General features: G+C 71.4%; 9 protein-coding genes. 2 read left to right on the top strand and 7 right to left on the bottom strand.

The features are described from left to right. Positions 1 to 60 precede the first annotated feature (60 nt). The 3 genes from AB0D48_RS21420 to AB0D48_RS21410 all read right to left on the bottom strand — a co-directional run bounded on the left by AB0D48_RS21420 (position 61) and on the right by AB0D48_RS21410 (position 2,693). Positions 61 to 1,374, bottom strand: a complete 1,314-nt coding sequence (locus AB0D48_RS21420; protein ID WP_362399016.1) for a serine hydrolase domain-containing protein — start codon at positions 1,372 to 1,374, stop codon at positions 61 to 63. Between the two features lie 114 nt (positions 1,375 to 1,488). Then, the gene (locus AB0D48_RS21415; RefSeq protein WP_362399013.1) at positions 1,489 to 1,779 is read right to left on the bottom strand and encodes a hypothetical protein; all 291 of its coding nucleotides are present in this window, start codon (positions 1,777 to 1,779) and stop codon (positions 1,489 to 1,491) included. Further along, positions 1,776 to 2,693 carry an SPFH domain-containing protein gene (locus AB0D48_RS21410; RefSeq protein WP_362399010.1) on the bottom strand — a complete coding sequence of 306 codons (918 nt, stop codon included), beginning with the start codon at positions 2,691 to 2,693 and terminating at the stop codon, positions 1,776 to 1,778. Before AB0D48_RS21410 ends, AB0D48_RS21415 begins: the two co-directional genes overlap by 4 nt. A 242-nt stretch (positions 2,694 to 2,935) precedes the next feature. Between AB0D48_RS21410 and AB0D48_RS21405 the strand changes: the two genes are divergently transcribed. Beyond that, the gene (locus AB0D48_RS21405) at positions 2,936 to 5,227 is read left to right on the top strand and encodes a transglycosylase domain-containing protein (protein ID WP_362399007.1); all 2,292 of its coding nucleotides are present in this window, start codon (positions 2,936 to 2,938) and stop codon (positions 5,225 to 5,227) included. An 87-nt stretch (positions 5,228 to 5,314) separates the two neighbouring features. On the opposite strand, the gene AB0D48_RS21400 is transcribed toward AB0D48_RS21405, so the two are convergent. From AB0D48_RS21400 to AB0D48_RS21390, 3 genes are all read right to left on the bottom strand, one after another. Then, positions 5,315 to 7,615: a SpoIIE family protein phosphatase gene (locus AB0D48_RS21400; protein WP_362399004.1), complete on the bottom strand. Its 2,301-nt coding sequence runs from the start codon at positions 7,613 to 7,615 to the stop codon at positions 5,315 to 5,317. Between the two features lie 256 nt (positions 7,616 to 7,871). Beyond that, positions 7,872 to 8,582, bottom strand: coding sequence for a DUF402 domain-containing protein (locus tag AB0D48_RS21395; RefSeq protein WP_362399001.1), 711 nt, complete (start codon positions 8,580 to 8,582; stop codon positions 7,872 to 7,874). Positions 8,583 to 8,694: 112 nt separating this feature from the next. Beyond that, positions 8,695 to 10,098: a class II fumarate hydratase gene (locus tag AB0D48_RS21390; protein ID WP_362398998.1), complete on the bottom strand. Its 1,404-nt coding sequence runs from the start codon at positions 10,096 to 10,098 to the stop codon at positions 8,695 to 8,697. 108 nt (positions 10,099 to 10,206) lie between these two features. Between AB0D48_RS21390 and AB0D48_RS21385 the strand changes: the two genes are divergently transcribed. Continuing rightward, positions 10,207 to 11,760 carry a ricin-type beta-trefoil lectin domain protein gene (locus tag AB0D48_RS21385; RefSeq protein WP_362398995.1) on the top strand — a complete coding sequence of 518 codons (1,554 nt, stop codon included), beginning with the start codon at positions 10,207 to 10,209 and terminating at the stop codon, positions 11,758 to 11,760. A gap of 56 nt (positions 11,761 to 11,816) precedes the next feature. Here the strand turns inward: AB0D48_RS21385 and AB0D48_RS21380 are convergent, their stop codons facing one another. After that, on the bottom strand, positions 11,817 to 12,584 hold the full coding sequence (locus AB0D48_RS21380) for a glycerophosphodiester phosphodiesterase (protein ID WP_362398992.1): 768 nt from the start codon (positions 12,582 to 12,584) through the stop codon (positions 11,817 to 11,819). Between the last annotated feature and the right edge of the window lie 6 nt (positions 12,585 to 12,590).

Raw genomic sequence — 12,590 nt, 5'->3', positions numbered from 1 at the left:
TATACGCACGGGGTAGAGCTGGCCCTCCTCTGCCTTCGCCGGGCGCCCGTAGGGGCAGGCCTAGGCGGTGGGGAGGGCGAGACCGGCGTAGATCTGGTTGAGGAGGGTGGGCAGCAGGGCCTGGGCCGTGGTGCGGCCGTCGGGGGACAGGGTCAGGTTCGTCCAGACCACCAGGGTGACGTCGTTGTCCGGGTCGTGGCCGATGAAGGAGTTGAAGCCCGGGAGTTCACCGCCGTGGTAGTACATCGCGGCGTTCGGGCCGAAGCGCTGGTAGGCGATGCCGTAGCCGTACTTCTGGCCGTCCGGGGCCGCCGGGTCCTCGGCCTGCGGGCTGCGGAGCCATTGCTGCTGGGACGCGGGGTTCAGGACCTTGCCCGTCACCAGTGCCTTGATCCATGTGGCCAGGTCGTCCGCGGTGGAGACGACTCCTCCGGCGGCGGTGGCGTAGGAGGGGTTCTGGTGCGTGTAGTCGACGGGCGCCAGCTTCCCCGCCCGTGCCGCCTCGCGCATCTCGGCGGGGTAGGGCTCGTCGACCAGCGCGTACGACGTGCCGCCGTACATGTAGCCGTGCGAGTAGGGCGCGGGGAGTGAGCGGTCGTGGAGGTCCGGGAGCGAGGTCCCCTTCAATCCGAGCGGGGTGAACAGCCGGTCCCGGAACTGCTGGGCCAGGGGGCGGCCGCCGGCCTTCTCGGCGACCAGGCCCAGCAGGGCGTAGTTGGTGTTGCTGTACTCGTAGGAGGCGTCGGGAGCGAAGTTCGGCGGGTGGCGGAACGCCATGGCCAGGACGTCCTGCGGGGTGTAGGCCTTCCCGGGGTCGGCGTCCAGGGCTGCCGAGAGTTCGGGGGCCATGGTGTAGTTGTAGAGCCCGCTGCGCATCTTCAGCAGCTCGGCGACGGTGATGTTCCCGCCGCCCGGCACCCCCGCGACGTAGGCGGACACCGGATCGGTCAGCCGGAGCTTGCCGTCCTGGGCGAGGAGGGCGATCAGCGCCGCCGTCATGGTCTTCGTGTTGGAGGCGATCCGGAAGCGGTCGCCGGTGTCCGGCGGCTCGGCCGTGCCCCGTTCCGTCGTGCCGACGATCGCACGGAAGGTCCCTTGCGGGGTGCGGAGCAGGACCACCGCGCCGGGCACCATGAGCTTCTTCGCCGCGCTGTCCACGGTGGCCTGGAAGGCGGCCGGGTCGATCGGCTTCAGCGCCGACGGAACGCGGGTCGCTGACGGTGGCGCCGTCGCCGTCGCTGCGGGCGGGGCCGACGGGCCGTCGAGCGCCATGGCCGTCGCGCCGAGGGGTAGGGGGCCGCCCGCGATCAGGAGGGCTGCGAAGGGTGCCAGCAGAGCCGTGCGGGGGGCAGTAACCGCCCGGAAGGACCTCATTCATCCAGTGTGGGCAGGATCGCCGTTTTTGGCAGGTCCGGGCAACCTCCTGCGGGCCGGGCCGGCCGGATCCGCAGGAGGGACGTACCCGACAGGGGTTTGCTGGGGAGCCGGTCAGGAATCGGGCGAGGTCCGGGGGCGGCCGCGCGGGGGGATCGGGGCGGCCCCGCCCGGCAGGCGGCCCGTCTCGGAGAGGGCCCGCCGCAGCAGGAACTCGATCTGCGCGTTGGCGCTGCGCAGTTCCTCGCCCGCCCAGCGGGCGAGGGCGTCGTACACCTGCGGGTCGAGCCGCAGGAGCACCTGCTTGCGCACCTGCCGCCCCCCGCGCGCGGCCCGCTCCTGGCCCTGGCCCTGGGCCTTGTCCTGGCCCGGTTCCGGGTCCTGCGGCTCGCCGGCGGACCTCACTGGTAGAGCGTGCCCGTGTTGACGACCGGCTGGGCCGCGCGGTCCCCGCAGAGGACCACCATCAGGTTCGAGACCATGGCGGCCTTGCGCTCCGGGTCCAGTTCCACGATGTCCTCCTCCTGGAGCCGGGTCAGGGCCAGCTCGACCATGCCCACGGCGCCCTCCACGATCTGCTTGCGGGCCGCCACGACCGCGCCCGCCTGCTGGCGCTGGAGCATCGCGGAGGCGATCTCCGGAGCGTACGCGAGATGCGTGAAGCGGGACTCGATGATGTGCACCCCGGCCGCGTCCACCCGCGCGTGCAGTTCGACGGCCAGCTTCTCGGTGATCTCCTCGGCGTTCCCGCGCAGCGACAGGCCGCCCTCCTCGTGCGCGTCATACGGGTATTCGATCGCGATGTGCCGCACCGCCGCCTCGGTCTGGGTCTCGACGAACTCCGTGAAGTCCTCGACCTCGAAGGTGGCCCGCGCCGTGTCCTCGACCCGCCACACGACGACCGCCGCCAGCTCGATGGGGTTGCCGTAGGCGTCGTTGACCTTCAGGACGGCCGTCTCGTGGTTGCGTACCCGGGTGGAGATCTTCTCCCGAGAGGTCAGCGGATTGACCCAGCGCAGCCCGTCCGTGCGGATGGTCCCCCGGTAGCGGCCGAACAGCTGGACCACCCGGGCCTCACCCGGTGCGATCGTGTTGAGCCCGCTCATCGCGATGAGGGCGGCGAGGACCAGCAGGATGCCGGCCGCTATCAGCGAGGCCTTTGCGGCGGCGGCAGTCAGCACCGCGCCGGTCGCGATCAGGCCCGCCCCACCCGCGACGCCGGCCAGCCCGAGCAGCAGCGCCAGGCCGCCGCCCACGCTGCGCGCGGTGAACTCGCGCACCCCGGCCGGTGTGGTCTCCGCGCTCATCGTGTTCGTCATGATCTGCCCCGTTTCTGTGGTCGCGGCCGGTCCAGCCGGTTAGCAAAGTGATATCACTTTTCTTTCCGGATCGCACGGGACGGCAACCCTTGGGCCTTGGCGTGCGTCGGTTCCTGTGGCGTGGGTGCTGATTCTCACGTCCGAATTGACCGGTATTGGCCATGGTTGGCCAACCTTTGTCACAGCCTGCGGTGTTAGCTTTCTGAGCTGACGTCGGGGGGATATCGAGCGGAGCGGGAGCGATGGGCCGAGCAGAAGCGCGTAAGGCGCAGCAGCAGCGCAGTGCGCGGCGGGCGCCGAGCGGACGCGCGCAGGGCACCAAAGGCAAGGGGAGCACCGGCAAACGCTCCGGCATACGTCGCTTCTTCACCTGGAAGAAGATCCTCGGGACCTTCCTCGGGGGGATCCTGCTCCTCATGGCCGCGGCGATCATCCTCTACTTCTCGGTGAACGAACCCACCGACCCGAACAAGCAGGCCACGCTCCAGAGCAACACCTACCGGTACTCCGACGGCTCGGTCATGGCCCGCACCGGTGAGATGAACCGCGAGATCGTGCCGATCGACAAGATCCCCGAGGACGTCCGCACCGCCTTCATCGCCATCGAGAACAAGTCCTTCTACAAGGACCGCGGCATCGACGTGATGGGCGTGGCCCGAGGGCTGTTCAACACGGTCAGGGGCAAGGGCACTGCCGGTGGCTCGACGATCACTCAGCAGTACGTCAAGAACTACTACCTGACGCAGGACCAGTCGCCGACGCGCAAGCTCCGGGAGCTGGTGATCTCCCTCAAGGTCGACCAGCGCATGGAGAAGGACGACATCCTCGTCGGCTACCTGAACACGAACTTCTACGGCCGCAACGCGTACGGGATCCAGGCCGCGGCCCGGGCCTTCTACGGGGTCGACGCCGACAAGCTCACGCTGGAGCAGGGCGCCTACCTGGCCGCCGTCATCCAGGCCCCCAGCCAGTACGACCTGGCGACGGCCGGCCCGAACGGCACGAGGCTGGTCAACATCCGCTTCAACGCAGTCCTCGACAACATGGTCGAGATGGGCAAGCTGGACCCGGCCAAGCGCAAGACCATGACCCTCCCGCCGCCGATCAAGCCCAAGCCCCGCCCGGGCATGGACGGGCAGAAGGGCTACCTGGTCCAGGCCGCCACCGAAGAGATGAACAAGCAGGGCATCACCGACGCCCAGATCATCGCCGGCGGCTGGAACATCACGCTCAACGTCGACAAGGCGAAGCAGGCGGCGCTGGAGAAGGCGGTCCAGGACGAGCTCGAGTCCAAGCTCGACCGCAAGGACACCAAGGGCAAGCCCCAGGACCAGAGCGTCCAGGCCGGCGCGACCTCCGTGGACCCGAAGACCGGTGCGATCGTCGCGATGTACGGCGGTCAGGGCCTGGAGGAGAAGTCCGAGAGCAACGCCCTGCGCACCGACTACCAGCCGGGCTCGACCTTCAAGCCGATCGTGCTCGCCTCCGCCCTGGAGAACGGGTCGAAGACCCAGGACGGCAAGCCGATCACCCCGAACACCCTCTACGACGGCACGAGCAAGCGCCAGGTCGTCGGCAGCAAGATCCCGTTCAACCCGCAGAACCAGGACAACCGGAACTTCGGCGACCCGATGATGACGGTCCAGGACGCGACCAACTTCTCGGTGAACTCCGTCTACGCGCAGATGATCGTGGACGTGAAGCCTCCCGTCGTGAAGAAGACGGCCCTGGAACTCGGCATGAAGGACCGCGACGGCTGGCCCGAGGACAGGCCGGCCATGGCGCTCGGCACCATGACCGCGAGCACCGTGGAGATGGCCGGCGTCTACGCCACCTTCGACAACCACGGCAAGAAGGTCACGCCGACCATCATCAAGAGCGCCGAGCACAAGGACCGCGAGTTCAAGTCCGAACCCGCCGTCGGCAGTCAGGCCATCAGCCGCAAGACCGCCGACACCGTCACCAAGGTGCTCACGGGCGTGGTCAACGACGAAGGCGGCTCCGGCAACAAGGTTCGGAGCAGCGCCTACGAGGCGGCCGGCAAGACCGGTACCAGCGAGTCGAACTTCTCCGGCTGGTTCACCGGTTACACGCCGGAGCTGGTCACCGTCGTCGCCATGTTCGGCGAGGAGCCGGGCACCCACACCCAGGTCACCCTGACCGGCACCGCCGGCCTGGGTCGCGCGGGCGGTTCCAGCTTCCCGGCCTCGATCTGGAAGGCGTACACCCTTGCCGTGCTCAAGGGCGAGGACACCGGCCAGTTCGACCTGAAGGAGGCCGAGATGGGTGCCGTGCAGGCGCCGTCCCGCAGCACCTCCCCGTCGCCCACGCCCAGCACCTCCAGCCAGCCGCCGGTCACGACCAGCCCGTCGCAGAACTCCCCGGACCCGACGAAGAGCACGACCAAGTCGCCGGATCCGACCAACACGCCGACGAAGCCGGTCACCCCGACGCCGACCCCGACGCCGACCGCGACCAAGACCGGCGGCCCCAGGCCCCCGGACCCGCTGTTCCCGCAGTCGGACGGACACTGACGGACCGTTGAAGAAAGACCGCCGCCCCGCAGCCTTCACGCTGCGGGGCGGCGGTCTGTCGTACGGGGCCTCAGCCGCACGGGACGGTCAACGCCGCTCGTGCGCCGCCGGCAACGGGAGCTCGAACCAGACCACCTTGCCGCTGCTCAGCCGGGTGGCACCCCACCGGCGGGCCATCCGGTTGACCAGGAACAGGCCGCGGCCGCCCTCGTCGGTGTCCCGGGCCCGGCGCTGGCGCGGCAGCTGCGGGGAGTCGTCGCCGACCTCGCAGCGCAGTACGTCCGTACGCAGCAGGCGCAGCGTCACGGGCCGCTCCGCGTACCGGACGGCATTGGTGACCACCTCGCTCACCAGCAGCTCCAGCGAGTCGCTCAGCTCCTCCAGGCCCCACCGGGTCAGGGCGCGGCGGGCGAACCGGCGGGCCCGGCCCGGAGCGGTCTCCTCCGGGTCCAGGAACCAGTACGCGACGTCACTGGGCGCGATCCCGTCGAAGCGGGCCGCGAGCAGCGCGATGTCGTCGTCCCGGTCGCCCGGGCCGAGCATGTCCAGGACGTCGTCGCACAGGGCTTCCAGCGGCGGCGGGTGGTCCAGACCGGTCAGCTGCGCGGTGTTCGCCAGACGCTCGCGGAGCTGCTCGATGCCGGTCCACACGTCCCGCAGGCGGGACTCCACCAGGCCGTCGGTGTACAGCAGCAGGGTGGCCCCGGCGGGCGCGTCCAGCTCCACGGCCTCGAAGTCCACGCCACCGACGCCGATCGGGGCGCCCGGGGGTACGCGGAGCACCTCGGCGCGGCCGCCCAGGTGCAGCAGCACCGGCGGCGGGTGGCCGGCGTTGGCGATGGTGATCCGGTGCGCGACGGGGTCGTAGACGGCGTACAGGCAGGTGGCCATGCGGTCGGAGCCCAGCCGCTGCGCCTGCTCGTCCAGGTGGTGCAGCACCTCGGCGGGCGGCAGGTCCAGCTGGGCGAGGGTCTGGGCGGTGGTGCGCAGCTGGCCCATGATCGCGGCGGAGGTCATGGAGTGTCCCATGACGTCACCGACGACGAGCGCGACCCGGCTGCCCGGCAGGGGTATGGCGTCGTACCAGTCGCCGCCGACCCGCGCCGTCTCGGCGGCGGGCAGGTAGCGCGAGGCGAGCCGCACCCCGGTGGGCTGGGGCAGGCTGTCGGGCAGCATGGTGCGCTGGAGTTCGTCGGCGATGTACGCCTCACGGCCGTACAGGACCGCCTTGTCGATGCCGAGCGCCGTATGGGTGGCCAGCTGGGCGGCGACCAGGAGGTCGTTCTGCTCGAAGGCGGGCCGCTCGGGGCTGCGCAGGAACACGGCCGCGCCGATCACCCGGCGGCGCCCGCGCAGCGGCGCGAGGACGGCCCGGTTGCCGCGCGGCAGCGGATGGTCCAAGCCCAGCAGCTCCGGCAGCGCGGCCTTGGCGGCGGCGGAGGACCCGAAGACGGGCCGTACGCCGCGCAGTACCTCGGCGAGGGCGCCGCCGGGCCGGATCTCGCACAACTCGGCCGCGGGCAGGTCACCCTGAGGGCCGACCAGCGGCAGCTGGCTGAAGTCGAGTTCGCCGGTGGCCCCCGCGGCCCCGGCGAAGTCCATGCCCGCGACGAGGGTGCCGCTCGGCGCGGCGTCGGTGAGATCGTCGATCGGCCGGAGCCGGTCGGTGCGGCGCAGCCTTAAAACGACCGGGCCGACGGGGCGTTCGTCGCCGACCGGGAGCGGATCGCGCAGGTAGACGAGGATCGCGTCCGAGAAGGTGGGCACGGTGGCGCGGCACAGGCCGAGGACGATCTCGTCGAGGTCGATGCCGCGGGCGATCCGCCGGGTCGCGGCGCCGACGAAGCGCAGCCGGTCCCCTTCGCGGCGCGCCGCGCCGGCTTCCGCGGCAGGTATCCCGCCCCCGCCGAGCCGGTCCGCCCCGCCGGCCGCGCTCGCGCTCAGGTCACCGGTGCCGTTCCCGGCCGGGGCGGCGCCTTCGACGCGCGGACGGGGGGAGACGGCGGGGCCGCCGTGCCCGGCGGCGGCGGCGCTCGCGGAGTCGGGGGCGGGTCCGCCGGGTCGCGGGCGGGCTGCACCCTCGCCGGGGTCCGCCGGGCCCGTCACGCTGCCCGTCACGTTGCCCGGCGCGGCTGCCTTGCGGCGGGGCCGGGGGAGTCCGGCGGCCGAGCCGCCGGACGCCGCGGAGCGGGCCGCGCGGACGTCGGAAGCCGCCGCGGCCGCGCCGCCCGGCTCCGCGACGGGACCAGGGCCGGAGCCGGCGCCGGCGACATGCGTGCGTACGGCCTCGGCGGCGGCGATGGGCGCCTTGCCGTGGCCGGCCTCGTCCGTACCTCCGCCGGAGGCGACGGGCTGCGGGCCCTCCTGAGAGGTGGGGTACTCCGTCACGCGTGGAATTCCGTCCGTTTGCGCTCGATGTGCGCTGCACTCAACTCGGTCAGTCGCGGTATACCCGCTCAGCGGCCGGGGCACCATCACCCCGGATTCCGCGTCCCCCTCGTTACCTCTCGCCCTGCGTCGACCTCCGGTCAAGTTCCGTGTACGGCACGACACTTGCGGGTGCACGGTACGACCGCACCGCCTCGCGCGCGCGACCTTCCGGAGGACGATCCTACGGTTGAACCCCGGGGGCGCATCAAGGGTCTCATGAGGTCATATGCGCCGGAGTGCGGTCCCAGTCCTCGGGCAGGACCGGAACAGTCCAGGCCGGATCCGGCCGCCAGTCCTGCCAGCCTCCGGAGAACGGCGTCCCCCATTCCTCGATCACCTCGACCGCTGCCCGCCCGGCTTCCCGGACCCGCCGTGCCTGCTCCCGGTCCATCAGGCCGGACCTCTGCGCCTGGCCGAACTCGTCCTCGTCCAGCCACTTCCAGCTGCGGTCCGGGTAAACGGCGATGTCGAGGAAGTGGTCCTCGGAGTCGACCCCGCGGGACCACCGCGACCGCGGCTCCTCCAGGTTCACGTACCAGTTCTTGAACCGCCAGCCGTGCTCCCAGAACAGCCACACCGACCACGGGTCGCCCGGCCGGGCCAGCTTCAGCACCCCGGCGCCGAACCAGCGCGACCGTGCGGTGGTCCGCGGCACGGTGTAGCGGGTGGCGAGCGGCTCCGCGTGGACGGGCGTGCCGTCGGCGAGGACCGGCTTGACGCACTCGGTGCCCGGCGCCATCCAGACGGCCAGCAACTCCTCGGTGTCCTGTACGACGGTCACCGGGCGGCAGATGTGCACCGGGCCCTTCAGCCCCGGGGCGTGGTCGCGGTAGCGCCAGAGGATCTGATCCCCGGGCGCCCAGCGCGTGCCCTGCGCGCCGCCGCGTTGCGCCGCGCCGTTCCCGGGCCGGAAGGTACCTGTCATGCGCAGATCTTAGGGCGGGGGCCCGCGCGCCCGCTGCGGTGCAGGTCACCGAGGTGTTCGGGGACGGGAATCGACCGGATCCGGCCCCCGTCGGGGGCCGGGTCCCGGCCGCTCAGGGCCGTGTCATGCGCAGGACGTCCAGGGCCTCGTCCAGTTGCTCCAGGGTCAGGGCGCCCCGGTCGACGTATCCGGACTCCAGGACGACCTCCCTGATCGTCTTCCGCTCGGCGAGGGCCTTCTTGGCGACCTTGGCGGCCTCCTCGTAGCCGATGTAGCGGTTGAGCGGGGTGACGACGGAGGGCGAGGACTCGGCGTACTCCCTGGCCCGGGCGGTGTTGGCGGTGATCCCGTCGACGGTGCGGTCGGCCAGCAGGCGGCTCGCGTTGGCGAGCAGCCGGATCGATTCGAGGAGGTTCCTGGCCATCACCGGGAGCATCACGTTGAGTTCGAAGTTGCCGGCCGCGCCCGCCACCGCCACCGCGGCGTCGTTCCCCATCACCTGTGCGGCGACCATCAGTACGGCTTCCGGGACGACCGGATTGACCTTCCCCGGCATGATCGAGGAGCCCGGCTGGAGATCCGGGAGATTGATTTCGGCCAATCCGGCGCGCGGTCCGGAGCCCATCCAGCGCAGATCGTTGGAGATCTTGGTGAGCGAGACGGCGACCGTACGGAGCATGCCCGAGGTCTCCACCAGCGCGTCCCGCGCCCCCTGGGCCTCGAAGTGGTTGCGGGCCTCGGTCAGCGGCAGCCCGGTGTCCGCGGCCACTTCGGCGATCACGGCGGCGGAGAATCCGGGCGGGGTGTTGATCCCGGTGCCCACCGCCGTGCCGCCCAGCGGCAGTTCGGCGAGGCGGGGCAGGGCCGCGCGCAGCCGCTCGACGCCGTAGCGGATCTGGACCGCGTACCCGCCGAACTCCTGGCCGAGGGTGACCGGGGTGGCGTCCATCAGGTGCGTCCGCCCGGCCTTGACCACCTGGTCGAACTCGGCGGACTTGCGCTCCATCGCGGCGGCCAGGTGCTCCAGGGCCGGGACCAGGTCGCGGGTGACTGCGGCGGTGGCGGCGATGTGGATGGAGGACGGGAAGACGTCGTTGGAGCTCTGCGAGGCGTTGACGTGGTCGTTGGGGTGGACCTCGCGGCCCAGCCGCTCGGTGGCCAGGGTGGCGATCACCTCGTTGGTGTTCATGTTGGACGAGGTGCCGGACCCCGTCTGGAAGACGTCGACCGGGAAGTGGTCGTCCCAGCGGCCCTCCGCGACCTCGGCGGCGGCGGAGCGGATGGCGTCGGCGAGGTCCTGCTCCACGACGCCGAGGCGGGCGTTGACCACGGCCGCCGCCGCCTTGACGCGGGCGAGCGCCTCGATGTGGGCGCGCTCCAGCCGCTGCCCGGAGATGGGGAAGTTCTCGACCGCGCGCTGGGTCTGGGCACGCCATTTGGCGTGCGCGGGCACCCGTACGTCGCCCATGGAGTCGTGCTCGGTCCGGAACGCTTCGGCCTGCTGATGGTCGGTCATGTTCGTGGCCTCCTCAAAAAGTTGAGCAATTGTCTTGTTCGAAGTGTTCCCAACTCCCCTACTGACCAGTAAATACCGTGGGTAACACCGGCATTCGGGGAGGCGTTCATGGCACGTGCACACGCGAAATCCAGGTTCAGATGTACCTTCGCCGCCGTCGCGGCGGTCGCGGCCGCCCTCGGGGGCGTCACCGCCATCACCCCCATGGCCCAGGCGGCGACCCTTGCGGGTACCCCGGCGACGGCCACCGGCGGGGCCGTCACGCCCCTCTCGCCCGAACTGGAGGCGATCCGCGCGGCGGAGGCCACCAAAATCTACGGCGATGCGGCGATCCGCCCGCTGAACGAGCGCAAGACCGGGCTGATCTCGCTGGGCGACAGCGAGATATCGGGCGAGGGCGTCGGCAACTACGACCCCGCGACCAACACCTCGTCCAACCAGTGCCACCGCTCGCCGGACTCGGCGATCCACCGCACCGGCATCCCGGCCGACCTCACCTTCAACGTCGCCTGCTCCGGCGGGTACACCGGCAACATCAGGATCGGCGGCAGCAAGCAGTACGCCGACGAGCTGGTGCAGAGCGACAACCTGGCCATCAAAGCACGGAACACGAAGATCAAGATGGTGCTGCTGGTCGCCGGAGCCAACGACGACCTGCAGTTCGGCCCGGTCATGACCGATTGCGTCACCCGCTGGGTGCTCAGCCAGGGCACCTGCGAGCCCAAGTACGGCCCCGGCTGGCAGGCGCGCGTCGACGGCCTGAAGCCCAAGGTGGAGGCGACCGTCGCCGACCTGAAGACGGTCATGCGCGACGCCGGGTACGCCGACTCGGACTACAAGCTCGTCGTGATGGGCTACCCCAGCCCCATCGGCCCCGACTTCTACGACAACCCGAACTTCCCCGGCAAGCTGCCCGGAGGCTGCGCCGGCTACGACTCCGACGCCACCTGGGGCCGCAACTACGCGGTCCCCACCTTCGAGAAGGGCATGCGCGCCGCGGCCCTCGCCTCCGGCGCGACCTACCTGGACAACTCCCGGCTCTTCCACGGCCACGAGGTGTGCATGGAGGACACCTGGGCCCGCGGGCTCTACCTGGACCTCGGGGACCACTTCCCGTGGGACGAGAACACCGCCCGCCAGTCCTTCCACCCCAACTACAAGGGCCACGGCGCGTTCGCGTCCTGCCTGACCCAGCTCTACAACTCGGGCCTGCGCGAGGCCTCCTGCGCCGACCCCGCGAGCACGGGCACCCCGGTGCTCCAGGCCGGAGCCTGGGACTCCCTCTACGCACCCCTGAAGAACGAGGCGACCGGCAACTGCCTCGACGCGAAGGGCGGCTCCAGCGCCAATGAAACGGCGGTCCTGGGCTGGGACTGCCACGGCGGCCGCAACCAGGACTGGTGGTACGACTCCGCCAAGAAGTCCGTCCACATCGGGCTGACCCACGACCGCTGCGTCGACGCCCCCGGCGCCCACTACGGAGCCGGCACCGGCTTGATCCTGTGGAACTGCCACGGCGGAGCGAACCAGCAGTTCGTCCGCGACGGCGCCACCATCCGCCCCGCGGCCTCCCCGGGCATGTGCCTGACGGTGGCCGCCGCCCACGACCCGCTGCGCCTGCAGACCTGCAACGGCGCCGTGAACCAGCGCTTCACGTCGTAACCGCCCCGCTCGACCGACAACCCCCCCACACCCGGCCGGCGCACCCCGGCCGGGTGTCACATGTCGAGGAGCAGTTTGCGGATGTCCCGCGGCCGGTTGGTGATGATCGTGTCCACGCCGAGGCGCACGCACAGTTCCAGGTCTTCGGGTTCGTCCACCGTCCAGACGCGGACCCGCAGCCCTTTGGCCCGGAGCCGGGCCACCAGTCCCGGGTCGCGGCGTACGAGGTCGATGCCCGGGCCCGCGTGGGTCGCGTACGGGGGGCGCACCGGGCGGAGCCTGCGCTCGATGAGGAACACCGTGGGCAGGCCGGGCGCGAGGCGGTGCATGCGGGTCAGGGCGTTGCGGGAGAAGCTCATCACCTCGACGCGGCCGGCGGAGCCGTCGGCCAGCCCGTACTCCCTGAGCATCCGCACCAGCTCGGCCTCCAGCCGGCCGCCCGCGCGGGTCGGGTGCTTCGTCTCGACCGCGAGCCCGACCGGACGCGGCGCCGCCAGGGCCTCCCGGAGCAGGTCCTCGAAGAGCAGCACCCGGGATCCGGTGTGGGCGGTCCCCTTCCACGCCCCGAAGTCGAGGGCGCGCAGCTCCTCGTACGTCATCTCGGAGACGACCCCCTTCCCGTCGGAGGTCCGCTCGACGCGCCGGTCGTGCACGCAGACCAGCTTGTGGTCGGCGGTCAGCCGTACGTCGCATTCGAGCGCGTCGGCCCCGTCGTCGATGGCCTGCCGGTAGGCGGCGAGGGTGTGCTCGGGGTGCTGGTGGGAGGCCCCGCGGTGGGCGACCACGCGGATGGCGCGGGCGGTGGGGAGCTGCGTCTGCGTCATGCCCCA

It is taken from the genome of Streptomyces sp. NPDC048269 (assembly GCF_040652395.1).
Classification (GTDB): Bacteria; Actinomycetota; Actinomycetes; order Streptomycetales; family Streptomycetaceae; genus Streptomyces.
Note: the sequence above shows the minus strand (reverse complement) of the source record. Positions and strands in the feature narration are given on the sequence as shown.

What these genes read in the sequence shown, in the direction of transcription:
- AB0D48_RS21420 (WP_362399016.1), bottom strand. Translation starts at nt 1,374, where the DNA reads ATGAGGTCCTTCCGGGCGGTTACTGCCCCCCGCACGGCTCTGCTGGCA.
- AB0D48_RS21410 (WP_362399010.1), bottom strand. Translation starts at nt 2,693, where the DNA reads ATGACGAACACGATGAGCGCGGAGACCACACCGGCCGGGGTGCGCGAG.
- AB0D48_RS21405 (WP_362399007.1), top strand. Translation starts at nt 2,936, where the DNA reads ATGGGCCGAGCAGAAGCGCGTAAGGCGCAGCAGCAGCGCAGTGCGCGG.
- AB0D48_RS21395 (WP_362399001.1), bottom strand. Translation starts at nt 8,582, where the DNA reads ATGACAGGTACCTTCCGGCCCGGGAACGGCGCGGCGCAACGCGGCGGC.
- AB0D48_RS21390 (WP_362398998.1), bottom strand. Translation starts at nt 10,098, where the DNA reads ATGACCGACCATCAGCAGGCCGAAGCGTTCCGGACCGAGCACGACTCC.
- AB0D48_RS21385 (WP_362398995.1), top strand. Translation starts at nt 10,207, where the DNA reads ATGGCACGTGCACACGCGAAATCCAGGTTCAGATGTACCTTCGCCGCC.
- AB0D48_RS21380 (WP_362398992.1), bottom strand. Translation starts at nt 12,584, where the DNA reads ATGACGCAGACGCAGCTCCCCACCGCCCGCGCCATCCGCGTGGTCGCC.